General features: G+C 62.2%; 25 protein-coding genes. 9 read left to right on the top strand and 16 right to left on the bottom strand.

Going from position 1 to position 23,502, the window contains the following annotated elements; translation table 11 throughout:
- Window positions 1–110 precede the first annotated feature (110 nt).
- Window positions 111–938: an oxidoreductase gene (locus tag NKI64_RS20150; RefSeq protein ID WP_352514316.1), complete on the top strand. Its 828-nt coding sequence runs from the start codon at window positions 111–113 to the stop codon at window positions 936–938.
- 64 nt (window positions 939–1,002) lie between these two features.
- Window positions 1,003–1,299, top strand: a complete 297-nt coding sequence (locus NKI64_RS20145; protein WP_023703852.1) for a YciI family protein — start codon at window positions 1,003–1,005, stop codon at window positions 1,297–1,299.
- A gap of 142 nt (window positions 1,300–1,441) precedes the next feature.
- Here the strand turns inward: NKI64_RS20145 and NKI64_RS20140 are convergent, their stop codons facing one another.
- On the bottom strand, window positions 1,442–2,818 hold the full coding sequence (locus NKI64_RS20140) for an adenylate/guanylate cyclase domain-containing protein (protein ID WP_023673280.1): 1,377 nt from the start codon (window positions 2,816–2,818) through the stop codon (window positions 1,442–1,444).
- Window positions 2,819–2,992: 174 nt separating this feature from the next.
- Complete coding sequence (locus tag NKI64_RS20135) at window positions 2,993–3,793, bottom strand: helix-turn-helix domain-containing protein (RefSeq protein WP_352669602.1); 801 nt, start codon at window positions 3,791–3,793, stop codon at window positions 2,993–2,995.
- A 115-nt stretch (window positions 3,794–3,908) separates the two neighbouring features.
- On the opposite strand from NKI64_RS20135, the gene NKI64_RS20130 reads away from it, so the two are divergent.
- Window positions 3,909–4,766: an NHL repeat-containing protein gene (locus tag NKI64_RS20130; protein ID WP_023710373.1), complete on the top strand. Its 858-nt coding sequence runs from the start codon at window positions 3,909–3,911 to the stop codon at window positions 4,764–4,766.
- An 18-nt stretch (window positions 4,767–4,784) separates the two neighbouring features.
- Here the strand turns inward: NKI64_RS20130 and NKI64_RS20125 are convergent, their stop codons facing one another.
- From NKI64_RS20125 to NKI64_RS20110, 4 genes are all read right to left on the bottom strand, one after another.
- Window positions 4,785–6,506, bottom strand: coding sequence for a SulP family inorganic anion transporter (locus NKI64_RS20125; RefSeq protein ID WP_023710372.1), 1,722 nt, complete (start codon window positions 6,504–6,506; stop codon window positions 4,785–4,787).
- Window positions 6,507–6,585: 79 nt separating this feature from the next.
- Window positions 6,586–6,855, bottom strand: a complete 270-nt coding sequence (locus NKI64_RS20120; protein ID WP_023673276.1) for a helix-turn-helix domain-containing protein — start codon at window positions 6,853–6,855, stop codon at window positions 6,586–6,588.
- A 288-nt stretch (window positions 6,856–7,143) separates the two neighbouring features.
- The gene (locus tag NKI64_RS20115; protein ID WP_023710371.1) at window positions 7,144–7,854 is read right to left on the bottom strand and encodes a phosphatase PAP2 family protein; all 711 of its coding nucleotides are present in this window, start codon (window positions 7,852–7,854) and stop codon (window positions 7,144–7,146) included.
- A 4-nt stretch (window positions 7,855–7,858) separates the two neighbouring features.
- On the bottom strand, window positions 7,859–8,200 hold the full coding sequence (locus NKI64_RS20110; RefSeq protein WP_023681268.1) for a hypothetical protein: 342 nt from the start codon (window positions 8,198–8,200) through the stop codon (window positions 7,859–7,861).
- A gap of 230 nt (window positions 8,201–8,430) precedes the next feature.
- On the opposite strand from NKI64_RS20110, the gene NKI64_RS20105 reads away from it, so the two are divergent.
- On the top strand, window positions 8,431–8,655 hold the full coding sequence (locus NKI64_RS20105; protein WP_023673272.1) for a hypothetical protein: 225 nt from the start codon (window positions 8,431–8,433) through the stop codon (window positions 8,653–8,655).
- A gap of 118 nt (window positions 8,656–8,773) precedes the next feature.
- Here NKI64_RS20105 and NKI64_RS20100 read toward each other — a convergent pair whose 3' ends face one another.
- From NKI64_RS20100 to NKI64_RS20090, 3 genes are all read right to left on the bottom strand, one after another.
- Window positions 8,774–9,454, bottom strand: coding sequence for a GNAT family N-acetyltransferase (locus NKI64_RS20100; protein WP_023726768.1), 681 nt, complete (start codon window positions 9,452–9,454; stop codon window positions 8,774–8,776).
- The gene (locus NKI64_RS20095; RefSeq protein WP_023726767.1) at window positions 9,451–9,936 is read right to left on the bottom strand and encodes a MarR family winged helix-turn-helix transcriptional regulator; all 486 of its coding nucleotides are present in this window, start codon (window positions 9,934–9,936) and stop codon (window positions 9,451–9,453) included. The genes NKI64_RS20100 and NKI64_RS20095 overlap by 4 nt, the downstream gene beginning before the upstream one ends.
- Before the next feature lie 395 nt (window positions 9,937–10,331).
- Entirely contained in the window at window positions 10,332–11,480 is a 1,149-nt protein-coding gene (locus NKI64_RS20090) for a flavin-containing monooxygenase (protein WP_156933273.1), read from the bottom strand.
- 187 nt (window positions 11,481–11,667) lie between these two features.
- On the opposite strand from NKI64_RS20090, the gene NKI64_RS20085 reads away from it, so the two are divergent.
- On the top strand, window positions 11,668–12,699 hold the full coding sequence (locus tag NKI64_RS20085) for a phosphatidylglycerol lysyltransferase domain-containing protein (protein ID WP_352669595.1): 1,032 nt from the start codon (window positions 11,668–11,670) through the stop codon (window positions 12,697–12,699).
- Between the two features lie 33 nt (window positions 12,700–12,732).
- On the opposite strand, the gene NKI64_RS20080 is transcribed toward NKI64_RS20085, so the two are convergent.
- Together NKI64_RS20080 and NKI64_RS20075 are read right to left on the bottom strand one after the other, a co-directional pair.
- Window positions 12,733–13,494 carry an ABC transporter permease gene (locus tag NKI64_RS20080; protein ID WP_023681263.1) on the bottom strand — a complete coding sequence of 254 codons (762 nt, stop codon included), beginning with the start codon at window positions 13,492–13,494 and terminating at the stop codon, window positions 12,733–12,735.
- Window positions 13,491–14,417 carry an ABC transporter ATP-binding protein gene (locus tag NKI64_RS20075; RefSeq protein WP_023687524.1) on the bottom strand — a complete coding sequence of 309 codons (927 nt, stop codon included), beginning with the start codon at window positions 14,415–14,417 and terminating at the stop codon, window positions 13,491–13,493. The genes NKI64_RS20080 and NKI64_RS20075 overlap by 4 nt, the downstream gene beginning before the upstream one ends.
- Before the next feature lie 270 nt (window positions 14,418–14,687).
- On the opposite strand from NKI64_RS20075, the gene NKI64_RS20070 reads away from it, so the two are divergent.
- Both NKI64_RS20070 and NKI64_RS20065 read left to right on the top strand, forming a co-directional pair.
- Window positions 14,688–16,049, top strand: a complete 1,362-nt coding sequence (locus tag NKI64_RS20070) for a cytochrome ubiquinol oxidase subunit I (protein ID WP_023687525.1) — start codon at window positions 14,688–14,690, stop codon at window positions 16,047–16,049.
- 108 nt (window positions 16,050–16,157) lie between these two features.
- Entirely contained in the window at window positions 16,158–17,162 is a 1,005-nt protein-coding gene (locus NKI64_RS20065) for a cytochrome d ubiquinol oxidase subunit II (protein WP_352669592.1), read from the top strand.
- 166 nt (window positions 17,163–17,328) lie between these two features.
- Here NKI64_RS20065 and msrA read toward each other — a convergent pair whose 3' ends face one another.
- The 3 genes from msrA to NKI64_RS20050 form a co-directional block, all read right to left on the bottom strand.
- Entirely contained in the window at window positions 17,329–18,054 is a 726-nt protein-coding gene (gene msrA / locus NKI64_RS20060; protein ID WP_023703867.1) for a peptide-methionine (S)-S-oxide reductase MsrA, read from the bottom strand.
- 111 nt (window positions 18,055–18,165) lie between these two features.
- Window positions 18,166–18,450: a hypothetical protein gene (locus tag NKI64_RS20055; protein WP_023703868.1), complete on the bottom strand. Its 285-nt coding sequence runs from the start codon at window positions 18,448–18,450 to the stop codon at window positions 18,166–18,168.
- Window positions 18,451–18,529: 79 nt separating this feature from the next.
- Window positions 18,530–19,231 carry a DUF1223 domain-containing protein gene (locus NKI64_RS20050; protein ID WP_023726764.1) on the bottom strand — a complete coding sequence of 234 codons (702 nt, stop codon included), beginning with the start codon at window positions 19,229–19,231 and terminating at the stop codon, window positions 18,530–18,532.
- Between the two features lie 194 nt (window positions 19,232–19,425).
- Between NKI64_RS20050 and NKI64_RS20045 the strand changes: the two genes are divergently transcribed.
- Both NKI64_RS20045 and lepA read left to right on the top strand, forming a co-directional pair.
- A complete protein-coding gene (locus tag NKI64_RS20045) occupies window positions 19,426–19,797 on the top strand; it encodes an endonuclease domain-containing protein (protein WP_352669588.1) in 372 nt (123 codons plus the stop codon).
- A 139-nt stretch (window positions 19,798–19,936) separates the two neighbouring features.
- The gene (lepA, locus tag NKI64_RS20040) at window positions 19,937–21,742 is read left to right on the top strand and encodes a translation elongation factor 4 (protein WP_023687530.1); all 1,806 of its coding nucleotides are present in this window, start codon (window positions 19,937–19,939) and stop codon (window positions 21,740–21,742) included.
- On the opposite strand, the gene NKI64_RS20035 is transcribed toward lepA, so the two are convergent.
- Both NKI64_RS20035 and NKI64_RS20030 read right to left on the bottom strand, forming a co-directional pair.
- On the bottom strand, window positions 21,718–22,485 hold the full coding sequence (locus tag NKI64_RS20035; protein ID WP_352669583.1) for an ImmA/IrrE family metallo-endopeptidase: 768 nt from the start codon (window positions 22,483–22,485) through the stop codon (window positions 21,718–21,720). The genes lepA and NKI64_RS20035 overlap by 25 nt on opposite strands.
- Entirely contained in the window at window positions 22,482–23,495 is a 1,014-nt protein-coding gene (locus NKI64_RS20030) for a helix-turn-helix transcriptional regulator (RefSeq protein ID WP_084558279.1), read from the bottom strand. The genes NKI64_RS20035 and NKI64_RS20030 overlap by 4 nt, the downstream gene beginning before the upstream one ends.
- Window positions 23,496–23,502 lie beyond the last annotated feature (7 nt).

Raw genomic sequence — 23,502 nt, 5'->3', positions numbered from 1 at the left:
TCTATTGATGATGATCGACATATAAGACGTGGCGGAGGCGCTTGACAATGATTATGGCGGTCATTATCACCCAATGATTACGATCATAATCATTAGGCAGGAAAGTTGAGATGACACAAGTTCAGTCGCGCGCCGAGAAGATCGCGCTGATCACCGGCGCTTCGGGTGGCATCGGGCATGCGGCCGGACTTGCGCTCATCCGGGCGGGGTATCGCGTGTTCGGCACCAGCCGCCGAGCTGCGCCCAACGAAGTGCGTCAGGGCATTCACATGGTCCCTTGCGACGTCACCGATGATGGGTCCGTCAGAGACGCCATCAAGCAAGTTGTCGCCCTCGCCGACCGGATCGACGTACTGGTAAACAATGCGGGCCGCAGCCTGATCGGCGGCGCCGAGGAATCATCGGTCGCTCAAGCCCAAAGCCTGTTCGACATAAATGTCTTCGGCATCGTTCGCATGACCAATGAAGTGCTGCCCATCATGCGCAGACAGGGCGAGGGCCGGATCATCAACATCAGTTCGGTGTCCGGTTTCCTGCCGGGGCCATTCACCGCCCTCTACACCGCCACCAAACACGCAGTCGAAGGATATTCCGAGTCGCTCGATCACGAACTTCGAACGTTCGGCATCAGGGTTTCCCTTGTCGAGCCCGCCTTCACCCGCACCGGACTGGAAGAGAACGCCGAACAGCCTGACCGGATTTCCGGCGTCTACGAACAGGGGCGCTCAGCCATGAATTCGACCTGGCGCAACAGAATCGCGAGCGGCGATCCGGTGGAAGCGGTGGCCGACAAAGTGGTACAGGCAGCCACCGAAAAGACGCCGAGCATGCGCTATACGCCTGGCAAAACGGCAGGCCGTCTTCGCTTCATGCGGCGCTTCGTGCCCGAAAACATGTTCGACAAGAGCTTCCGCAAGCAGATGGGCGTGGCCGATTGATCTAAAATCAAGGCATGGCCAGGCCAGTCCGGCAGGCGAGCCTCCTTTCGCCGAGGAGCGACGAATGAAGTCCTATTTGTGCAAATATATTCCGCCGCGTTCCGACTTTCTGGCAACGATGACCACCGATGAGGAAGAGTGGATGAAGCAGCACGGAGCATTCCTGGATGACCTGCTTGAAAAGAGGCTTATCGTCGCGCACGGCCCCGTGATGGACCCGGCTGGCGGTTATGGGGTGTCGCTCTATCGGATTGCCGATGATCTGGACATAGAGGCGATCACCTCGGAGGACCCGATCGTGAAGAATGGCGCCGGGCACTACGAACACCATCCGATGCTGCATTTGAAAACGCACGGCTAACCATTTCGACCAAACCGCATCGATGCGGCAGCGAAAGTCGCTCTCGAACGGGCCAGCTTTGCGCACGCTGGCGGGCGCGATCCTGTCGAGGTTTCTGGCGTCCATCCTGCCGAGGTGCAGGCGTCTCACATGGCGGCCTGCATCACGCCGAAACCGCGATGGCGCCCTGGTTTTCGGCTCTGTGTTCGACCCAGACATGGACCGGTTCGTCCCGGCCGCGGATGCTAACCGGTCCATGATCGCGCGCATTCAGCTGTGTCCCGAGCGATTCCGCCTTCGCGGCCTCAATCAGTCGTGACCCAAAGCAAATATTCGCCTGAAGCTCCCGGCAGAGCGCCTGCAAACGGCTGGCGACGTTGACGGTGTCGCCCACCACCGCGAAGGACAGGTTGCGCTCGCTGCCGACCGCGCCGAGGACGACGGCGCCATATTGTGCACCGATCCGAACGTCCAGCGGCGGATATCCTCTGGACACACGCTGGACATTCCAGTCTTCGATAGCGGCGATCATCGCTTCAGCGCACCGGATGGCCCGGGTTGCGTCGTCATGGCTGGCTTGCGGAACCCCGAAGGTCGCCATGATGCAATCGCCGATATAGTTGTCGACGGTGCCATGGTGGTCGAAAACGACCTGCTCCATGCGACGGTGGAACTGACGCAGTAGTTCGAACACTGCTTCGGCCGGATGATCCTCGGAATAGTGTGTGAAGCCGACGATGTCGGCGAACAGCACCGCGATATCCTGCCGGCGGACCGGGCCGAAGGGCTCGTCATCCGTGGCGAGCTGGTCGACGACATTGGGCGAAAAATGCCGGGCGAGATTGGCGCGGGCGCGCTCCGCCTTGACATAGTCTTCCGACAGATGTCGGGAACGAGAGACGACCAGCGCCATGATCGCGCCGATAATCAGCACAACCAACACATTGGTCGCCTGCGCGAACGTATCGACGAAATTGGGGTTGAGATAGAGATTCAGTCGCTCTGTCATCGGCAGCGAATAGAGGTTCGTTGCCGGAATGACGGTTCCCGCATGAAAAACCACCCATCCCACCCCGATCGTCCACGTCAAGGCCGCGAGCGCGCCGAGATAGAGCGCCAATCGTGTCGAAAGGGTCAGCGCGCCAAGGCATACGAAAATCAGCAGGAATTTGAAGCTGCCCTCGCGCAGTTGCATCGCGGCCGGCGCGACCTCGAGGGAAAACGGGTTGGGCGTTACCAGCAGAACGGTCAACAGAATGATGTCCAGCGTACCGACGAGGTAACCGATCCACCATGGCGCGTTGCGACGGCGCGCAAAGCGAAACTGGATCAGGCCGACGAGTTGGAACAGCGCGAGGCCCGCCAGCACGAAGAGCAGCGAGGCATCCCAGCGGCTGATCAAGGAAAAGAAGCAGGAGATCACGGCGAGCGATGCCGTGCGCGCCCAGAACTGCAATGCAGCACCCTGGCGTTCTGCCCGCTCCCGCAAATTTTTCAGGCGCGAATAGCGGCGAAGTTCAAGTGTTGGCGCGGTCGGCATAGGATCACTTCGATTTTGCGGGGACGGTCACGCATTCGGCAAACCCGCCCCGTACAGTCTGGCAAATCAGCGCGCGAACTCTATCATGAATGTGGCTTCATTTTTGAAGCACCTCCGGACTGGAGCGCGACAAGCTCAGCCGCCAGATGCAATCCTGCTCGGATGATGGCCCAGTCAGGCCGGCAACGGGCGGCGTCCCTTTGCCGGAGCGGTGGGCCGGTCGGACGCACCGGCATCCCTGGGGTGCGGGCCGATCGGCATGATCGCCGGAAACGGGGTTGCGCCAAAAGCAAACGTCCATTTGTAGCCGGTCAGCCCGTCTTCCGGCGTCGTGTGCTGGTCGTGATGGGCGAGCAGTTTGGCGCGCTCGGCCAGTTCCTCCGCCTCGCGCCTCACCATCTCCGCCGTCTCCGGCCGCATCCGCCTGGAGAAAGAGACGAAGGTCGCTTCCCGCTCCAGATGGGTGATCGCCCAGCCGATGAAATTCTTGTTTGTCATCTCGAACAGCGGCCTGAGCGGCCCTTCGAAATTCCACTGGATCGGTGTGTCGACCAGCAGCCGTGCCGACAGCCCGCCGCCCAATGCGATCAGGCCGAGCGCTTCGAGATCGCGCAGATAAAGGAACATCGAGGCTTCGCTCAAGCCTTGCGAGCGCATGACGCCTTCGGGCGTGAACTTCTCCGACAGCATGACGAAGATGAACAGCAGCGCCGGCCGTCCCGCGAGCTTGCGCTCGATCTCCGGCGCGATGCGATTGACCGGTCCCGGCCCCCGGTTCATCGACCCCAGCACGTTTTCCAGCTCGACGCCGGCGGCAGCGCAGATCCCGATGAGACGGTCGAGCTTGCAGTTGCGCTCGTGGAAGATGCGCTTCACCGTCGGCTCGGAAACGCCCATCCGCCCGGCAAGCTCACGATAGGTGACGCCCTTGGCCTTCAGCGTCCGCTTCAGCGCCTCGAAAATCAAGCCGTTCATGGAATGCACCTCTTTTGCGCCATTTCGTATCGGTTTCCGATACTAGCTCGAATCTTCCTTCCGGAAAAGTATCGAAACTCCTACCTCTCCGCCATCCATCACAGGAGACCTGGCCATGAAAACCCTCATCCCCTCTATTTGTCTCGCCGCCTTCGGTATCGCGCTCGTGCCTGCGGCCGAGGCCGCCGAACTCTGGCGCGCCTCGGGCTTCGAGCAACCCGAATCGGCGCTGTTCGATGCCGCCAACAATCGCATTATCGTCTCCAACATCGTCGGCAATCCCGGGGAGGCCGACGGCAACGGCTATCTCTCGGTGCTGTCGCTGGACGGCAAGGTCGTTAGCCGGCACTGGACCGCCGGCATGGATGCACCGAAGGGCTCGGCGATCTCTGGCGGCAAGCTCTACGTCGCCGACATCACCAAGGTGCGCATCGTCGATCTCGCCAGCGGCAAGCTCATCTCGACGATCGATGTGCCCGGCGCCGTTTTCCTCAATGACGTGACATCGGACAGTTCGGGCAAGGTTTATGTCACCGACATGCTGGCCGATGCGATCTACCGCATTGACGGCGACAAGCCGGAACTGTTCGTGAAGGATGCGAAGCTCGCCGCACCCAACGGCATCTTTGCCGATCGCGATCGGCTGATCGTGGCGTCCTGGGGCAAGGGCATCAAGCCGGACTTCAGCACTGCCGCGCCCGGGGGCCTGCTGTCGGTCGATCTCGCGACGAAAGCCGTGACGCCGCTGCCTGGCGCACAAAACTTTGCCGACCTCGACGGCGTCGTCGCCATCGGCGACAGCATCTACGCCACCGCCTTCATGACCGGCACGCTCTATCGGTACAAAGTCGGCGAGGCGCCGGAGGCTGTAGAGCAGTTCAAGCCGGGCAGCGCCGATATCGGCACAGACGGCACGCGGATTTTCGTGCCGCTGATGAACGAGGGCGAGATCGCGGTGCTGAGCCTGGACTGACGGCGCACATTTGCCGGCTCAGCCAACGGGCACGGCTTTGAGTTGCGCCCGCGCATCCTTGATCGAAGCGGCAAAGGTCACCAGCGGCCGCTTGACGCCGTGGTTGATCAGCATGCGCCGTGTCTGCGGCGAGGCGCCGGCGATGATGAAACGCACGCCGGCGCGTTTCGCCTTGTGCGCCGCGCCCTCGATGACATTGGCCGCGGTGGAATCGAAGAAGGGCACCGCCGAACAATCGAGGATGAAGTTCTTGCGCTGGTCGGCGATGCGGTCGAGCACCGTGCCGACAGTAGAGGCGGCGCCGAAGAAGAAGGCGCCGGAGATGCGATAGACGACGGTGTCGGCGTCGCTTGCCTCGCTTGCATCGTAGGCGCGGCCGCTGCTGTCGGCGACATCGTCCTGCACCAGCGGCAAATCCGCCTCCACGGCGATCGACTTGGCCATGCGGTCGATGAACAGGATCGAGCCTAGCGCGAAGCCGACGACGATGCCTTCGGTGAGGTCGCGGAAGACGACGATCAGGAAGGTTGCCATCAGCACCAGGGCATCGCCGCGCGAAGCGCGCAGCAACGTGGCGAAGGCCTGCTTCTCGAACATGTTCCAGCAGACAACCGCCAGCACCCCGGCAAGGGCGGCAAGCGGGATGTAGCTGGCCAGCGGTGCGGCCACCAGCATGAAGACCAGCAGAAAAAGCGAATGCAGCATGCCGGAAACCGGCCCATGCGCGCCGGCCCGCACATTGGTGGCGGTGCGGGCGATGGTGCCGGTGGTGCAGATGCCGCCGAACAGGGCAGACGCGATGTTGGCAAAGCCTTGCGCCACCAGTTCGCAATTGGAACGGTGACGCCGCCCGGTCATGCCATCGGCGACCACGGCCGAGAGCAGCGATTCGATGGCGCCGAGCAGCGCAAAAGCCACCGCATCCGGCAGCACCGCAATCGCCTTGTCGAGGTTGAGTCCCGGCAGTGCCGGCAACGGCAGGCTGCGCGGAATGCCGCCATAGCGGGTGCCGATCGTTTCCGCCGGCAGCGAAAGCAGCGCCACGACAAGGGAGGCCAGTCCGACGGCGATCAGCATGCCCGGCCAGCCGGGCCGCCAGCGCTTCACCCCGACGATGGTGGCGATGGTCAGCGCCGCCACCAGCGTTGCCGAGATATTGAGCGTGCCGGCCGCGTGGCCGATCGCCATCAGCTTCGGCAGCAGCGGCCCGGGCTCCGGCCCGGCAAGCCTCAGCCCGAACAGTTCCACGATCTGGCCGGAGAAGATGATGATCGAGATGCCGGCGGTGAAGCCGACCGTCACCGGGTAAGGGATGAATTTGATATAGGTTCCGAGCCGGAGATAGCCGATGGCGAGCAGGAAGATGCCGGCCATCATCGTCGCCAGCAGCAGTCCGTCGACGCCTTCGCGCTGCACCGTCGCCGCCACCAGCACGATGAAGGCGCCGGCCGGGCCGCCGATCTGGAAGCGGCTGCCGCCGAGCGCCGAGACGATGAAGCCGCCGACAATGGCGGTGAACAGGCCGCGCTCCGGCGTCACGCCCGAAGCAATCGCAATCGCCATCGACAGCGGCAACGCGACAATAGCGACGGTCAGCCCGGCCATGAAGTCGGCCTTGAACTGCGGCAGGCGGTAACCTTCGCGCCAGACCGTCACCAGCTTGGGCGTGAACAGCTCTGAAAATGTCGGCTTTGCCGACTTCTGGGCCGGTTGATGCACTGCCCGCCGGATCTGATCCATGGACTGCCTTCCGCTTGCGTGAAGGCGGCGGGATCGTCGGCAGGACTGTCGGCGGTCGCCGTCGCGACTATATGCCGGCTCAGCCTTGCGGGTTCGGCGGCGCGACCGGCTTGAGGCGCACGCCCCGGCCGCCGCGCTCGCTGGTCTGGTTCTCGCCGATGAGCTCCACCCCGGCCTCGTCGAGAGCCTGGATAACCTTCATCAGCGTATCGACCACACCCCTGACCACGCCGTCACTCGCTTCCATGCGCTGGATTGTCGGAAGCGAAACGCCGGCACGCTCGGCGAGTGTCTTCTGATCGATGCCGGCCAGCGCCCTCGCGGCGCGCATCTGGGCGGCAGTGATCATCGGTCGGAACCCCCGTCTGAGTCTGCGGAGACGACGTGTAATACAATCATAGTGATGTTTCAACCATCATAAAGCATACATGAAACATGATCTCCTCACAAAGCCGGATGCCGGGATACGGGATGAGCATGCTACGTTAACCGCCTTGGCTCTTATTGGCGGGGAAATATCAGTTGAAGATTTTCAGGACCTTGACGACGTCGGCAGCCTTGCTGTCGGCGGTTTTTCTGCTGGCAGGCTGCGGACACGGGCTGATCAACCGGCTGATTTGAATGTCGCTCCGGATCGTCAGTCTTCGGGCTCGTTGCCACCGGCCACCGCCTTGTTCCGCTGCAGCATTCGCGCCGCCAGCCAGCACAGCGTCGCCCAGGTGAAGCCGGCGCACCATCCCGCCAGCACGTCGGAAGGCCAGTGGACGCCGAGATAGACGCGGCTGACGCCGACCAGCAGCGTTACCAGCACCGCCAGGCTGAGGACATAGATTTTCGTCGTTCGTCCCGGCAGGAAGCGCGCTGCCAGCGAGCCCAGCGTGAGATAGGTCACCGCCGACAGCATGGCGTGGCCGCTGGGAAACGACAGCGACGTCTCGTTGGCCAGGTGCGAGACAAGATCGGGGCGCGGCCGGTCGATGCCGGCCTTGAGCAAGGTCGACAGCAGCTGCCCGCCAGCCACCGCGACAAAGATCAGCAGCGCCGTCCTCGGCCTACGGATCAGCAGGAGGTAGACGATCACCGCCGTTACGATCAGCACCAGCACGCTGGAGCTGCCGAGGCTGGTGATGTCGCGCATCGCGCCTTCCAGCCATGCCGGGCCGACGGGAACATCCGGCTGACCCACTTTTCGGAAAGCAAGCAGGATCTCAGTATCGAAAGCGTGCGGCGTGGTGGCCCGCGCCACCTCCATCAGTTCCTCGAAGCCCCACAGCCCGGCGGCTATCACCAGCCCGGCCAGCAGCACCGGAAATTCAAGCCAGTTGGTGAACGCACGCGGGGTCTTCATCGGATTACAGTCGCCCCTGCAGGTAAGGCCCGAGCGAGATCAGCACCACCGCCGCGATGGCCAGCACGATGCCGGTCGCCTGCAAGGCATTGACGCGTTCGCCGAAGAACACCAGCGCCACCACATTGACCGCCACCAGCTGGATCACCGCCGACAGGCTGAACGACACCGACATGCCGAACTCACGAACCAGCCGCAGCATCATCAGATTGCCCGCCGTATAGAGCGCCAGTGTCAGCACGATCTTGCCAAGGCTTGGCGCCAGCCCCCATTGCTTGGCCGCGATGGCCGCCAGCAGGAAGATCACCGTCGAAATGACGAGCTGCGCCAGTCCCCAGAAACTCACTTTTGTGCCTCGCTGTCCTTTGTGGCAGCTCTTGTTTCGCAAGCGTGGCGGCACGTCAAGCAGACTGCGGCGGAACAGGCCACGGCCGAGGTGCTGAATGAATGGCAGCGCGATCGCGGTCTGACTGCCACGCTCGGTCGGATTCGTGCAAACCCAGGCAGCTGCGCTCAAGCATTGGAAAAGAATGGACTTTTAAACATGGCGTCCTACGTCTTCTGGAGGAGAGTGCCATGCCAAAGTCCGTCTATGACCGTGGCCTGCTGAAACCCGACGACATCGCCAGGCTGCAACGCGTGTTCGACGAAGCCTGCCGCAGGCGCGACGTGCATCCCGATTCGGCGGAGGCGCGGGAGATCGCGCTGAACCTGCTTGCGCTGCACAATGCCGGCATGGTCGAGGAAGATATGCTTATGGAAACCGTGGGTTTCCGCCGGTTGGAGCCGAAATCAGCCTGAGGACCGCAAGGCGGCCTGGAGCAATTCCAGGAAAAGTGTGAAGCGGTTTTCCGTCCGGAATTGCGTAAAAATAAAGGCCTAGGAGCGGTTCGCCGTTTCCGTGAAACGGTGAAACGCTTTAGCCGGCGCGCTGCACGACGGCCACATTCATCTCTGCCCTCAGCCTGAAGCCGATGGACTCGTACAACCGGACCGCGCCGGCATTGCTGGCATAGGCATGCAGGTAGGGAACTTCGCCGCGCGCAAAAATTCGGTTGGCCACGAACACCGACAGCAGCCGGCCGAGGCCGCTGCCGCGAAATTCGGGATGCGAGCAGACGCCGCTGAGTTCGCTGTAGCCGGGCTGCTTCATGCGCTCGCCGGCCATCGCCGCCAGCCGGCCGTCGATCTTCACGCCCCAGAACTCGCCGAGGCTCAGCGCCTTGAGGGTGAACGGGCCGGGCTTGGTCAGTGACGCCAAAGCAAGCATCTCGGCCGCGTCGTCCTGCGTCAGCTGCTGCACACGCTCGTCCGACACGGAAGGCAATGGCGCCTCGGCAACCATCTGAACGCCGAAGGCGGTCACGGTCGCGGTCAGTTCCGGCGGCAGGGCAATGGGGTCCGCCTGGAGCATGAACACGCTCTCACCTGCAGGAATGAGGCTTGCGAGCGCCTGCAGGCTCTCAGCGTCGTCTGCCCCGGAAGCCGCGAAGGGGACGATCGAGGAGGGATAGCGCCTGGCGAGCCTGTCGCCATACGCAAAGATCCGATGCCGCGTGTCGAGCGCGCTCCAGACCGGACGATCGAGGACATGGCTCATGGCGCGACATCCTGTTTCACACGACGGTCGAGTGGGGCCGCCGCCAGGCCGTCCTCTATTGCCGAGAGTTGTTCGAGAAGCGGCCCTGCAAGGTCTTTGCACAAGTCGGCAACGGCGTTCTCGATGCGCGGCCAAACGTCCCGCTTCGCCACATCGACCAGGCGCTGGCCGTTCGCGGTCAGCGAGATCATCCTGCGGCGCTGGTCGTCGTTCGATGGCGCGGCCTCGACCAGCCCCAACTCGGCCAGCAGCGCCACGCTGCGCGTCACCCCCGGCTGGGTGATCCCCATTGACTGCGCCAGTTCGCCGACAGGCAGCGGCCCAAGCCGGTCGAGCGCGGCCAGCAGAGGATACTGGCTGGACTGCACCGGCACCTCCAGCCCATTGAGCATGCGCTGCGTATCGGCCTGCAACTGCTCGCCGATGCGCTTCAGCCTGCTGCCGAGGGTGAGATAGCCAAGGGATCGAATGATGTCTTCCATGGGTGGTCCGTCTCCTGGATAAGTATAACATGTTATATAATGATGCAATGAACGAGTTCAAGCGCCTGCTTTGGAGGTTGGCCGCAAGCATCTCAACTTCGTCGTCCTTGGGCGAAGCAGGAGCGAAGCTCCGTCGCGGAGACCCAGGGATCATGCCTTGGCCGTGGAAGCAGCGGAGCAGAACCTGCAACGCAGCGTAGTTCAGAAGTCACGGCATGGATCCTCGGGTCTGCGCCGTCGCTACGCTCCTTGCTTCGCCCGTGGATGACGACGGGATCGGCGTTTCAGCCAATCGCCAGGATATTCGATCCGTCTTGCAGATGCGTTGAACCACTAGTCCGCGCCAATAGCAGCAGCCCGAAGTGCGCGGTGTTTCTCCGTCCAGAAGCGCTCGTCTACAACCCCTTGGCGATCTGACGGGCAATCGCTTCGGCCTGCAGGCCGGCGCTGTGAAAATAGCTGGTCAGACTTGGCCGCATGCCGATGAACCACAGGCCGGGCTGGCCGCTCGGGGTGCCGCCATTGGCCTTCGGCACGCCCTTGGCGTCGAGCACGCCGAGATCGCCCAGCATGGCCTCCAGGCCGGTGCGATAGCCGGTTGCCGCGATCACTACATCCGGCTCGAGCACCGTGCCGTCGTTCAGCCGCACGCCGGCGCCTTCGAAAGCCGCCACCGGCGCCACCACCGAAATCCGTCCGGCCTTCAGCGCTGCGACGGCGCCGTCGTCAATGGCAATAGCGATCTGCTCGACGCCGAGCCGGCTGGCGCCGCCCTTCGGCGCCGGCGGCAGGCCGAAGCGGGTGAGGTCGCCGAACACCAGCCGCTGCGTCGCGGCAATCGCGGCATCGGCAATCCACGTCGGCAGCATCGCCATGAAACCGCCGAAGCGCGCCACGGCGACCTTGCCGATCCGTTTCGGCATCAGCGACGGACCCTGCCTGGCTGACAAGCAGATGGCCTTTGTGTCGGCACGGGCGAGGTGGTTGAGCACGTCGAAGCCGGAATTTCCGGCCCCGACCACCAGCACGCTTTTGCCCACATAGTCCTGCGCTGTGCCGAAATCGGCGGCGTGGACAAGTTTGCCGGTGAAAGTCGCCTTGCCTTGCCAGTCCGGCGTCCATGGCAAGCGGTCGCGGCCGGTGGCGACGATGACATTGCGGGCGCTCAGCGTTTCCCGGCCCGTATGGACGAGCCAGCCATTGCCTCTGCGTCCGATCCGCTCGGCGGCGGTGCCGAATTCGACCCTTACGCCGCGCGCGCGGGCAAAATCCTCGAGATAACCGACGATGGCATCCTTGTTCGGAAAGGCGGCGGTGCGTGGCGGATAGGCAAGGCCGGGCAGGGCCGACAGCGCGCGATGCGTGTTGAGGGTCAGCTTCTCGTGCCGCCCTCGCCACGGTTCGGCGATCCGCGGCTCCTTTTCAAGCACGACGACCCGCACGCCGCGCCGGCCAAGCGCGTCGGCGGCCGCCAGCCCCGCCGCTCCGGCGCCGATGACGATAACCGTATAGTCGAGTCCTTTCGGCCCCGGGACGATAGGCATCGTTTCGCTTGTCGTAGCCGCCATTCGGTCGAGATTTCCTTTCAGGTGCGCCATGGGGACCCGTCCAATATGGCACGTCCCATATGGCACAGGGGCGATATGATCGATAATGAGGTCGCGTCAATGCGACTGATTCGAGGCCTTGGGGGCAAGCCTCTGTTTATCATCGGCACGCGGAAGCTCGACCATGCCCTCCTTGCGCATCTTTCTCGACAGACTGCTGGAGGGCGCCGCAGCCAAGGTGCCGCGCCAGGATTTTTCGCATGTCGAGCGGCTGGCGCTTGTCCGCCAGCACGGCGACTTCTCGCTGGCCTATTCGACCGCCGTGCAGCAAAAACTGTCCTATTTCGGCGACGCCGACGGCTACATCGCCTTCGGCACCAAGATGAAGCACCATTTCGCGCTAGGTGACCCGGTGGCCCATCCGGCCGATCGGTCCGACTATATCAGGCGCTTTGTCGAAGCCGCCGACAGCCCGTGGTTCGTGCAGATCGGCGAACCGACGGCGCGCGTGCTGTCCGGGCTCGGCTACAAGGTCAACCGTCTCGGCGTCGACACGCGGCTGGAACTGCCGGCTCACGATTTTTCCGGCAAGCGCAACGAAACCGTGCGCTATTCCGAACGCTGGCTCTTGAAGAAGGGGTTTTCCTTTGGCGAAGGAGCGGTCTATCTCGACGAGGTCCAGCGCCTGTCGCAGAACTGGCGGGCAGACCGCATCGTCAAGCGCTGGGAGATGGCGTTCCTCAACAGGCCCTTTGCCGATCATCTCGGCATCGATATGCGCCGTTTCGTGCTCTACAGCCCGGAAGGCGAGCTCGTCGCCCTGCTCGATTTCGATCCGATGTTCAGTGGCGGCAAGGTGATCGGCTACACCACCTCGTTCAAGCGCAAGCACATCGATGCCTCGCCGCATGCCGAAATCGGGCTGACCAAATTCGCCGTCGACCGGTTTCGCAATGAGGGCATTTCTGTCGTCACGCTCGGCCTGTCGCCGATGCTCGACGTCGGAGCCAACGGCTTTGCCGAATCGAGCTTCTGGCGCAACGCCTTCGAGCGGGCCTATGAGTCGCCCTGGGTCAACCGCAGCAAGTTCAACCTCAAGGGCCAGGCGGCGTTCAAGCGCCGCTTCCACGGCGTCGAGGAACCCACCTACATCGCCTTCCGCCAAGGCAGGCTGATCGAGATGCTGGGGTTGCTGCGCCTCATCAAGGCGATCTAGCAAGAAAACGCGACGCGCTTTAGAGCGGCAGGGTCAGTTGCGCAGCCGGTAGCCGGTGCGGAAGATCCAGGCGACGATGGCGATGCAGATGGCGAGGAACACCATCGTCATGCCCAGGCTGACGGCGACCGAGACATCGGACTTGCCGTAAAAGCTCCAGCGGAAACCGCTGATCAGGTAGACGACCGGGTTGAACAGCGTCACCGTGCGCCAGGTCTCGGGCAGCATGTTGATCGAATAGAAGCTGCCGCCGAGGAAGGTCAGCGGCGTGATGATCAACAGCGGCACCAGCTGCAATTGCTCGAAGCTTTTCGCCCATATGCCGATGATGAAGCCGAACAGGCTGAAGGTCACCGCCGTCAAGACAAGGAAGGCCAGCATCCAGAACGGATGCTGGATGGTGAGCGGCACGAACAGCGAGGCCGTCGCCAGGATGATCAAGCCGAGGATGATCGACTTGGTCGCGGCGCCGCCGACATAGGCGATGACGATCTCCAGATACGACACCGGCGCCGACAAGAGCTCGTAGATGGAGCCGACGAATTTCGGGAAATAGATGGCAAAGGAAGCGTTGGAGATCGACTGCGTCAACAGCGACAGCATGATCAGGCCGGGCACGATGAAGGCGCCGTAGCTGATGCCGTCGATCTCGGTGATGCGCGAGCCGATGGCCGAGCCGAAGACGACGAAATAAAGCGATGTCGAGATCACCGGCGAGACGATGCTCTGCAGCACGGTGCGGAACGCACGCGCCATCTCGACCCGGTAGATCGCCCATACTGCTCGCCAATTCATGGCTCTTGCCTCAACAGATTGACGAAGATCTCCTCGAGCGAGCTGTTTTGCGTATCCATGTCGCGGAACTGGATGCCGGCCGTCTCGAGTTCGCGCAGCAGCGATGCGACGCCGGGGCGTTCGCTCTGATTGTCATAGGTGTAGGTCAGCTGTGTGCCATCGCCCGACAGCTCCAACGCGTAGTGCGAGAATGCATCGGGAATGGCGGGGAGCGGGTTGCGCAATTCCACGATCAGGCGCTTGCGGCCGAGCTTGCGCATCAGTTCGGCCTTGCCCTCGACCAGGATGATCTCGCCGCGGTTGATGACGCCGACACGGTCGGCCATCGCCTCGGCCTCTTCGATATAGTGCGTGGTGAGGATGATGGTGACGCCATCGTCGCGCAACCGTCGCACCATCGCCCACATGTCCTGGCGCAGTTCGACGTCGACGCCGGCCGTCGGTTCGTCGAGGAACAGGATGCGCGGCTCATGCGACAGCGCCTTTGCAATCATCAGCCGCCGCTTCATGCCGCCCGACAGCGTGATCGCCTTGGCGTCCTTCTTGTCCCACAACGACAGGTCGCGCAGCACCTTTTCGACGAAGCCCGGATTGGGCGCCTTGCCAAACAGGCCGCGGCTGTAGGTGACGGTTGCCCAGACGCTCTCGAACGCATCGATGGTCAGCTCCTGCGGCACCAGCCCGATCAGGCTGCGCGCCGCGCGGTAGTCTCGGTTGATATCATGGCCGTCGACGGTCACCGTTCCCGACGAACGGTTGACGATGCCGCAGACGATCGAGATGAGCGTCGTCTTGCCGGCGCCGTTCGGCCCCAGCAGCGCGAAAATCTCGCCGCGTTCGATGTCGAGGTTGATTTCCTTCAGCGCCTTGAAGCCGGTGGCGTAGGTCTTGGTGACCCCGGAAATCGAAATGATGGAAGGCAAATTAGTGGAAGACATGAGGCCGAAAACGACTGTTTGAAAGAGGCGGGGATTATTATTGCGCTGAATGTCGGTGCGCACGGCGGGAAGTCAATGCCGCTGCTGACAATTGTGGACAAACGTTCCCCTCTTGCCGTTTCGTCATGGGGGTATCGGGGCACTGACGGATTGATCCCATCTGCTGCGACAACGCGCCCCGCGTGACGCCAAGCCGCTTTGACCGGACCGCATCCGCCGCCTATTCTGCGCCAACAAACAGCAGCCGGAGCCCGCATGGACCCGCTCATCCTGTCGCGAATGCAGTTCGGGGCGAATATCTCGTTCCACATCCTGTTTCCGACCATCACGATTGCGCTTGGCTGGGTGCTGCTGTTCTTCAAGCTCCGCTACAACACCACCAATGATTCCGCCTGGATGCGCGCCTATTTCACCTGGGTGAAAGTGTTCGCACTGTCCTTCGCCATGGGCGTGGTCTCCGGCGTCACCATGAGCTTCCAGTTCGGCACCAACTGGCCGGGCTATATGGAAAAGGTCGGCAACATCGCCGGGCCGCTGCTTGCCTACGAGATCCTCACCGCCTTCTTCCTCGAAGCGGCCTTCCTGGGCATCATGCTGTTCGGGTTCCGCCGCGTCTCCAACCGCGTCCACACGCTGGCGACGGTATTGGTCGCCGGCGGCACCACGCTGTCGGCCTTCTGGATCATTGCGCTGAACTCCTGGATGCAGACGCCGGCCGGCTTCGAGATGATCGATGGCAAGGCGCATCCCGTCGACTGGTGGGCGATCGTCTTCAACCCGTCCATGCCCTACCGTCTGACGCATATGCTGCTTGCCTCCGGCCTGACGGTGTCGTTCCTGATCGCCGGCCTGTCGGCGCTGCGCTACCTCACCGGCGACCGGTCGGAATCGATGTGGAAGGCGCTGCGCACCGGCGTCTTCACCGCCGCCATCCTAATCCCGATCCAGATCTTCGCCGGCGACCAGCACGGGCTGAACACGCTGGAGCACCAGCCGCAGAAGATCGCCGCCATGGAGGCCAACTGGAACACCGGCCCCAACGTGCCGCTGGTGCTGTTTGCGCTGCCCGACGAGGCGGCGAAGGAAAACAAATTCGAGATCGCCATTCCCGACGGCGCCAGCCTGGTGCTGCGTCACTCCACCAGCGGCATCGTGCCGGGGCTCAACGACTATCCCGGCCTGCATCCGCCGGTCTTCCCGGTGTTCTGGGGCTTCCGCATCATGGTCGGCACCGGCATTTTGATGCTCATCGTCTCGTGGTCGGCGACCTTCTTCCTCAAGCGCCGCCACAGCCTGCCGAGGCCGCTGGCCATGCTGATGGTGCCGATGGCGCTGTCGGGCTGGCTGGCGACGCTGGCCGGCTGGTACACCACCGAAATCGGCCGCCAGCCCTGGCTGGTCACCGGCGTGCTGAAAACCGCCGACGCTATCGGCCCGGTCGCCGGCAGCCATGTCGCGCTGACGCTCGCCATCTATCTCATCCTCTATGTGCTTTTGCTGATCGCCTATCTTGGCGTGCTGGTGCACCTGGCGCTGAAGGCCGCCAAGGACGGCGATACCTCGCCGCTGCCGGGCGTCATGAAGACGGCGATGTCGCAACCGGCCGCAGCGGAGTGAGGAATGGTCCGCGTAGCGGACGAAAAGCCAACGATTTGGCTTTCCGAATGACGAACGCCCGGAGCCATAGCGAAGGGCAGAACCGTTGATGAGAGGGATGACAGACCGATGAGCTTCGACTGGCCAACCGCGCTGCCCCTGATCTTCGCCGGCCTGATGGGCCTCGCCATCCTGATCTACGTCATTCTCGACGGTTTCGATCTCGGCATCGGCATCCTGTTCTCGGTCGCCGAAGATGCCGAGCAGGACACCATGATCGCGGCAATAGGCCCGTTCTGGGATGCCAACGAGACCTGGATGGTGCTGGCCGTCGGCCTGCTCCTGGTCGCCTTCCCGCTGGCGCATGGCGTCATCCTCACCGCGCTCTACATTCCGGTCTTCGTGCTTTTGGTCGGCCTCATCCTGCGCGGCGTCGCCTTCGATTTCCGCGCCAAGGTGCCCGCCGGCAAGAAGCATCGCTGGAACCGCATTTTCTTCCTCGGTTCCGTCATCGCCTCGCTGGCGCAAGGCTATATGCTCGGCGTCTATGTGCTTGGCCTCGATGTCGGCTTTGGCGGCATCGCTTTCGGGGCGCTGGTGGCGCTCTGCCTGTCGGCGGCCTATGCAGCGATGGGCGCTGCCTGGGTCATCTACAAGACCGAGGGCGAATTGCAGAGGAAGGCGGTGGCCTGGCTGCGGACAGCCCTGGTGCTGACCGCGCTCGGCATGGCGGCGGTGTCGCTGGCGACCCCATTCGCCAGCCCGCGCATCTTCGCCAAATGGTTCGTCTGGCCCGAAATGCTCTTTCTGTCGCCGCTGCCGATCCTGTCGGCGCTGCTGTTCCTGTGGCTGTGGCGGCAGACCTTCCACCTGCCCAAGCCCGACGACCGCCATGCGCTGCGGCCGTTCCTGACGCTCGCCGCCATCTTCGCGCTCGGCTTTGCCGGGCTTGCCTGGTCGTTCTACCCCTTCGTGGTGCCCGAGAGGCTGACCATCTGGCAGGCGGCGTCGGCGACGGAAAGCCTGGCCATCATCCTCGCCGGCACGGTGGTCGTGCTGCCGGTGATCATCTTCTATTCGTTCTATGCGTATCGGGTGTTTGGGGGCAAGGCGACGGATCTGACGTATGATTGAAGGGGAGCTGATCTCCCCCCTTGAGGGGGAGATGGCCGGCAGGCCAGAGGGGGTCGCCGCGCGTGGAGCGCTAACCTTCTTCTGCCGCAGGAGGTCGCGTCCGGTCGGACCGACCCCCTCTGTCGCCTCCGGCGACATCTCCCCCTCGAGGGGGGAGATTAGGTGCTCAGCTCTTCCCCGCCAGCACGAGCACCGGCTTCTCGCTATACAACCCCGGGAACAGCGCCTTCAAATTCGCCACCTTGGGCAGGTCGTTGTAGACGATGTAGGGGTAGGTCGGGTTCAGCGTCAGAAAGTCCTGGTGATATTCCTCGGCCGGATAGAAGGTTTTGCCCGTCTCCAGCGTGGTGACGATGGGTTTTGAAAACACCTTGGCCTGGTCGAGCTGGGCGATGTAGCTCTGGGCGATCTTCTGCTGCTCGCCATTCTCGGCAAAGATGGTCGAGCGGTACTGGGTGCCCGAGTCCGGCCCTTGATAGTTCAGCTGCGTCGGGTTGTGGGCGACCGAGAAATAGACCTGCAGCAGCTGGCCGTAGGTCACCTTGGACGGATCGTAGGTGATCTCGACCGATTCGGCGTGGCCGGTGCGGCCGCTGCCGACCGTTTCGTAGACGGCGTCATCCTTGGCGCCGCCGGTGTAGCCGGAGACGGCCTTGGTCACGCCCTTGACGTGCTGGAACACGCCCTGCACGCCCCAGAAGCAGCCGCCGGCGAAGATAGCCTTCTCGCTGCCGCTGGCGGCCTTCTCGTCCACTGCCGGCGGCGGGATCACCACCGCGTCCTCGGCCGAACGCGCCGGGCTCTGCCAGAAGGCAGCCGCCGCGGCGGCGACGATGAGCGCGGCAAGCGCGCTCTTGAAGATCGGCGTTCTCGTCCTTGCAATCCCGGTCATGTCTGATCTCCTTGATGGTGGCGAAGACTATACGACAGAACGTCCCGCCTGGTTTCTCAAATTGCCGTGCGCCGGCCCGGCCATTGTGCGGCCGGGCCATGGGACCAAGCCTTATTGCGCGGGCGCCATGGCGTCCGCCGGCTTCATCGCATCCGTTGCGGGTTTCATGGCATCGGCCGGCTTCATGGCGTCGGTGGCGGGTTTCATCGCATTCGTCGCCATTGGGTCGGCGGGCTTCATGGCACCGGTCGCCGGCGCCATGGCATCGGTCGCGGGCTTCATCGCCTCGGTGGCCATCGCCGGCTTCATGGCGTTGGCCGCTTCGTCGGCACGGGCGCCGGCGGCGAAGGTGGTCATCGAAAGCGCAAAGGCGAGCGCGGTCAGGGTCTTGTTCATGATGGTATTTCCTCCTTGAAGAGGGCGCGCGGATGCGAGCCCGGTTATGCCGCGCTAGCGGCGTTGGGTAGAAAAAGAATCAGTCGGCTGCTGCAGCCAGGATCGGCCCACCGCCCTGCGCCTGCACCAACACCGCGGTGCTCAGCCCGCCGTTCGCCGCTGGCAGCGGCAGCGTGGTGGCGTCGCCGCTCCAGCTGCCGAGTTTCTCCAGCGAGTGCACGACATTGGCATGCGGCAGCGTGCGGCCGGTGTTCTCGCCGCGCGCCACCGGCACTTCGAGGACGCCCTTGTTGTAGCGGACCAGCCAGACATCGGCGCTGCCGGCCGGCGCGGAACCGGCGCCGATGCTGATCTTGCCGCCGTCGAGCGACAGCGTCGGCCCGTTCGTGCGGCCACTTGCGGAAATCAGCTGCTCGATCTCGCCTGATGCCGCGCCCACCGCATCGGCACCGCCATTGACCACCACCTGCGGCGTGAACGGGCCGGAGCGGCCGAGCGACGGCTCATAGCGCACCTGGCGCTGGGTGAATTCCTCGCGGCCGAAAATGTCCTTCCAGCCGAGATAGTCCCAGTAGGTGACGTTGAACGACAGCGCCAGAACGCCCGGCTGGTCCTTGACCTTGATCAGATTCGCGTTGGCCGGCGGGCAAGACGAACAGCCCTGGCTGGTGAACAATTCGACCACGGTGAGCGGCTGGGCAAAGGCGGTGCCGCCAAGCATCATCAGCGCCGCGCCTGCGGCAGCCAGCATCGCGCTGCGTTTTGGGTTAAGTCCAGTCATCGGGGGTCTCCGTTGCGGCGGGTTCATCCCACACTTCGCCGCTGCCCGAGGCTTCGTTACATGGTTCACCGCTTCGTGATTGGGGGCGGACGCGTCGTTGCCTTCTCCCCTTGTGGGAGAAGGTGGATCGGCGCGAAGCGCCGAGACGGATGAGGGGTGTTCCAGCGGAGTGAGACGTTGGTTAATCTAACGTCATGCCACATCAGCCCGTCGCTCCTGCCAAACGAAACTTTGCCCGTTCGCTCCGACGTGAAATGACGGAGGCGGAAGACAAACTGTGGCACGAACTACGTGACCGCAGGCTCGATCGGATCAAATTTCGGCGCCAAGTTCCTGTTGGAAAATACGTCGCCGATTTCGCTTGTCTTGAATCACTCCTCATCATCGAGATCGATGGGAGTCAGCATGCGGACTTAGAGTCAGACCAGGCCCGTAGAACGGAACTGGAGGCGAGAGGCTTTCGTGTGTTGCGCTTTTGGAACGACGATGTCCTGAAAGACATGGACAGCGTCTGCACCACGATAATCGCTTATGTAAGGGATGTCAGTTTGCAGCCATGGCGGTGAAAGAACGCCGGCGTCAAGCTGGAACACCCCTCATCCGTCTCGGCGCTGCGCGCCGATCCACCTTCTCCCACAAGGGGAGAAGGCAAGGGCACCGCCACCCCGCTTGCCCCTGCAACCCGCCCCTGCTAAAGCGCGCGCCATGAGCACGCCTCTCGACCACATCCGCAATTTCTCCATCGTCGCCCATATCGACCATGGCAAATCCACGCTTGCCGACCGGCTGATCCAGTCCACCGGCGGGCTGGAGCTGCGCGACATGAAGGAGCAGGTGCTGGACTCGATGGACATCGAGCGCGAGCGCGGCATCACCATCAAGGCGCAGACGGTGCGGCTGAAATACCGCGCCAACAATGGCGAGGACTATATCCTCAACCTCATCGACACGCCCGGCCATGTCGACTTCGCCTATGAAGTGTCGCGGTCGCTCGCCGCCTGCGAAGGTTCGCTGCTGGTCGTCGACGCCTCGCAAGGCGTCGAGGCGCAGACGCTGGCCAATGTCTACCAGGCCATCGACAACAATCACGAGATCGTCGTGGTGCTGAACAAGGTCGACCTGCCGGCCGCCGAGCCCGAGCGCATCCGCGAGCAGGTCGAGGAGGTCATCGGCATCGACGCCTCCAACGCCGTGCTGATCTCGGCCAAGACCGGCCTCGGCATTCCCGATGTGCTCGAAGCCATCGTCCACCAGTTGCCCCCCCCGCGCGAAGGCGATGCGTCAGCACCCCTGAAGGCCATGCTGGTCGACAGCTGGTACGACGCCTATCTCGGCGTCATCGTTCTGGTGCGCATCATCGACGGCGTGCTGAAAAAGGGCGCGACCATCCGCATGATGGGCACCGGCGCAAAGCATCTGGTCGAGCGCACCGGCGTGTTCACGCCGGCCCGCATCAATGTCGACGAGCTCGGCCCCGGCGAGTTCGGCTTCTTCACCGGCTCGATCAAGGAAGTGGCCGACACCCGCGTCGGCGACACCATCACCGAGGACAAGCGCCAGACCGCGCATGCTTTGCCCGGCTTCAAGCCGGCGCAGCCGGTGGTGTTTTGCGGCCTGTTCCCGGTCGACGCCGCCGATTTCGAGGATCTGCGCGCCGCCGTCGGCAAATTGCGCCTCAACGACGCCTCCTTCTCCTATGAAATGGAAACCAGTGCCGCGCTCGGCTTCGGCTATCGCTGCGGCTTCCTCGGGTTGCTGCATCTGGAAATCATCCAGGAGCGGCTGGAGCGCGAGTTCAACCTCGACCTGATCGCCACGGCTCCATCAGTCGTCTACCGGCTGCTGCTTACCGACGGCTCGATGAAGGAACTGCACAACCCGGCCGACATGCCCGACGTGGTGAAAATCTCGGCCATCGAGGAGCCGTGGATCCGCGCCACCATCCTGACGCCCGACGACTATCTCGGCGGCATCCTGAAGCTTTGCCAGGACCGGCGCGGCATCCAGGCCGACCTGTCCTATGTCGGCAAGCGCGCCATGCTGATCTACGATCTGCCGCTCAACGAAGTCGTCTTCGACTTCTACGACCGGCTGAAGTCGATCTCCAAGGGCTACGCCTCCTTCGACTATCACCTGACCGACTACAAGGAAGGCGATCTGGTGAAGATGTCGATCCTGGTCAATGAGGAGCCGGTCGACGCGCTGTCCATGCTGGTCCACCGCACCGCGGCGGAAAAGCGCGGCCGCCAGATGTGCGAGAAGCTGAAGGAGCTGATCCCGAACCACCTGTTCAAGATCCCGATCCAGGCCGCGATCGGCGGCAAGGTCATCGCCCGCGAAACCATCTCGGCGCTCCGCAAGGATGTCACCGCGAAGTGCTACGGCGGCGACGTGTCCCGCAAGCGCAAGCTGCTGGACAAGCAGAAGGAGGGCAAGAAGCGGATGCGGCAGTTCGGCAAGGTGGATATTCCCCAGGAGGCGTTTATTCAGGCGCTGAAGATGGGGGATTGAGAAGCTTGCGTCGCTTGGGAGCGCATGATTATAATAAGGAGCTCACTGTCCGGAGAGTTTTGTGGAAACGAAGTCCAGCCTGACACTATTACTACGTCACTAAGAAAAACGACATCCGAGCGATGAGTGTTTGATAATAGTTTTTGTAGCATTTCATTGTAGGCCGGCTTCCAGTGCGTCTCCTTTTTTTCTGACAGATACATGCTGTCTCGCCGAGAACGCCTGTCTGTCGGAAAAAATCCATAGATACTGGTTGGCGAAATCTCTGCAATCCTGCTACGGAATGCCGCGTTGGATACACCAAACAAAGTCGGTCCGCAGCCCACAGCGTCAAGCAAACCTTTTAGCTTGGCGGACCGAAGATAATCTAAGAGCGCGTCTCTAGGCATTATCAATGAGGCAGCGAACCTATTGCACCAGCGCTCGATCTCGACATTTCGAGATACTTTTTTAGGCTTCTGCGACCGTGCATAGACGGCTGCCTGCTCACGCACAAAGAAATGGCCAATTTCGTGCGCCAAAGTGAATTTCTTTCTAAGTGGATGGGCTCCTCGTCTCAACATAATTTGGGCCCCGCGGATGCCCAAATCAAAGAATAGCCCCTCCCCATCTAGGTCGTCCTCGACAACCTCTAATCCAGATATGCGCGACGCAACCAAATTAACATCTATGGGCAAGCCTCGAATGCCAGATGTTCTCAGGACATCATCCGCTGTATAATCGGGATCTGGTAGGTCAATCATTTAATATTATCTGCAATCCTATGGAGAAGCGCTCTAAGAAGTTTTTTATGGTCATCCTCCGACACGGTGGTTCGGGCAGCCTCCCGCCCCTCCGTCCATGCCTTTAGTTGAATGTAAACCTGCTGAACAAAGTTTGGCTCAACGATTTCCGAAACCGTCGTTTTCAATATCGTGGCGATTTCTCTGAGCTCAACCAAGCTCGGGTTGCTCTCTAGGTCACTTTTGGACTCGATTTCTGCAATCCGTCTCTCGGTCATTTTGTGAGAAGCCTTTGCTACCTCTGCTCTCGTGAGATTCTGCGTCTGCCGTATCTCCAAGATCTTTTGCCCAACCACGTTAACCTTATAATTTGTAAATGAAAGCTTTCTCTCCTCAAGCAGAGGGCGTATGTCGAATAATACGTTCTCCAATTTACTCTGAAGATCGTCGAATGATCTATAGTTAACCTCCATCAAAAGCGACGGGATGCCGAGAACCATCCTGCTTACCTTCACCTTGTCGGGCGCGACAAGTATTATGGGAAGTAATGCTGAGCGAGCAAATTCCAGCTCTTCGCCGGAGCCTGTGCTTGGATGATGACAGAGATGGATCAGCAGGTCTGATTCCAGTACATGTGATTTGTCGTTGGTGTAAACATCGCTTGAAAGAACATTGGAATGAAGAACGGGATCGGTAGACTTCCGTGGCTCAAAAAGCGCGATGTCCTGCTTCGAGCAGATCTCCGATATTAGTTCGGAGATTGAAAAGATGTTCTCTCGCTCCTGCTCGTTTAAACCGGTCAGTGCGCTAGCCAAATATGCGCTCAGAGGAAGCGGGGAGGGAGAGGACTGAAAAAGGCTTAGTTGGGTTTGATCGGTATCGGGCGCCCGTAGCTCTCTATCTGACATGGGGAATCCTGTCGTGTCAGCCTGAGAAGCCTTCAGATCTCTTGAAGAGATCGGCACTTTGGTGTCTTTGCTGGCGGCCAGAGCGTTTCGAGCACTTTTAAGGGTCAGTCGACGGTCTGCCATGTCTCAC

This window comes from Mesorhizobium sp. M0478, from assembly GCF_040321305.1.
Lineage (GTDB): Bacteria > Pseudomonadota > Alphaproteobacteria > Rhizobiales > Rhizobiaceae > Mesorhizobium.
This window is presented reverse-complemented; position numbering and strand designations above follow the sequence as displayed.

What these genes read in the sequence shown, in the direction of transcription:
- NKI64_RS20150 (WP_352514316.1), top strand. Translation starts at nt 111, where the DNA reads ATGACACAAGTTCAGTCGCGCGCCGAGAAGATCGCGCTGATCACCGGC.
- NKI64_RS20145 (WP_023703852.1), top strand. Translation starts at nt 1,003, where the DNA reads ATGAAGTCCTATTTGTGCAAATATATTCCGCCGCGTTCCGACTTTCTG.
- NKI64_RS20140 (WP_023673280.1), bottom strand. Translation starts at nt 2,818, where the DNA reads ATGCCGACCGCGCCAACACTTGAACTTCGCCGCTATTCGCGCCTGAAA.
- NKI64_RS20135 (WP_352669602.1), bottom strand. Translation starts at nt 3,793, where the DNA reads ATGAACGGCTTGATTTTCGAGGCGCTGAAGCGGACGCTGAAGGCCAAG.
- NKI64_RS20130 (WP_023710373.1), top strand. Translation starts at nt 3,909, where the DNA reads ATGAAAACCCTCATCCCCTCTATTTGTCTCGCCGCCTTCGGTATCGCG.
- NKI64_RS20125 (WP_023710372.1), bottom strand. Translation starts at nt 6,506, where the DNA reads ATGGATCAGATCCGGCGGGCAGTGCATCAACCGGCCCAGAAGTCGGCA.
- NKI64_RS20120 (WP_023673276.1), bottom strand. Translation starts at nt 6,855, where the DNA reads ATGATCACTGCCGCCCAGATGCGCGCCGCGAGGGCGCTGGCCGGCATC.
- NKI64_RS20115 (WP_023710371.1), bottom strand. Translation starts at nt 7,854, where the DNA reads ATGAAGACCCCGCGTGCGTTCACCAACTGGCTTGAATTTCCGGTGCTG.
- NKI64_RS20105 (WP_023673272.1), top strand. Translation starts at nt 8,431, where the DNA reads ATGCCAAAGTCCGTCTATGACCGTGGCCTGCTGAAACCCGACGACATC.
- NKI64_RS20100 (WP_023726768.1), bottom strand. Translation starts at nt 9,454, where the DNA reads ATGAGCCATGTCCTCGATCGTCCGGTCTGGAGCGCGCTCGACACGCGG.
- NKI64_RS20095 (WP_023726767.1), bottom strand. Translation starts at nt 9,936, where the DNA reads ATGGAAGACATCATTCGATCCCTTGGCTATCTCACCCTCGGCAGCAGG.
- NKI64_RS20090 (WP_156933273.1), bottom strand. Translation starts at nt 11,480, where the DNA reads ATGCCTATCGTCCCGGGGCCGAAAGGACTCGACTATACGGTTATCGTC.
- NKI64_RS20085 (WP_352669595.1), top strand. Translation starts at nt 11,668, where the DNA reads ATGCCCTCCTTGCGCATCTTTCTCGACAGACTGCTGGAGGGCGCCGCA.
- NKI64_RS20080 (WP_023681263.1), bottom strand. Translation starts at nt 13,494, where the DNA reads ATGAATTGGCGAGCAGTATGGGCGATCTACCGGGTCGAGATGGCGCGT.
- NKI64_RS20070 (WP_023687525.1), top strand. Translation starts at nt 14,688, where the DNA reads ATGGACCCGCTCATCCTGTCGCGAATGCAGTTCGGGGCGAATATCTCG.
- NKI64_RS20065 (WP_352669592.1), top strand. Translation starts at nt 16,158, where the DNA reads ATGAGCTTCGACTGGCCAACCGCGCTGCCCCTGATCTTCGCCGGCCTG.
- msrA (WP_023703867.1), bottom strand. Translation starts at nt 18,054, where the DNA reads ATGACCGGGATTGCAAGGACGAGAACGCCGATCTTCAAGAGCGCGCTT.
- NKI64_RS20055 (WP_023703868.1), bottom strand. Translation starts at nt 18,450, where the DNA reads ATGAACAAGACCCTGACCGCGCTCGCCTTTGCGCTTTCGATGACCACC.
- NKI64_RS20050 (WP_023726764.1), bottom strand. Translation starts at nt 19,231, where the DNA reads ATGACTGGACTTAACCCAAAACGCAGCGCGATGCTGGCTGCCGCAGGC.
- NKI64_RS20045 (WP_352669588.1), top strand. Translation starts at nt 19,426, where the DNA reads ATGCCACATCAGCCCGTCGCTCCTGCCAAACGAAACTTTGCCCGTTCG.
- lepA (WP_023687530.1), top strand. Translation starts at nt 19,937, where the DNA reads ATGAGCACGCCTCTCGACCACATCCGCAATTTCTCCATCGTCGCCCAT.
- NKI64_RS20035 (WP_352669583.1), bottom strand. Translation starts at nt 22,485, where the DNA reads ATGATTGACCTACCAGATCCCGATTATACAGCGGATGATGTCCTGAGA.
- NKI64_RS20030 (WP_084558279.1), bottom strand. Translation starts at nt 23,495, where the DNA reads ATGGCAGACCGTCGACTGACCCTTAAAAGTGCTCGAAACGCTCTGGCC.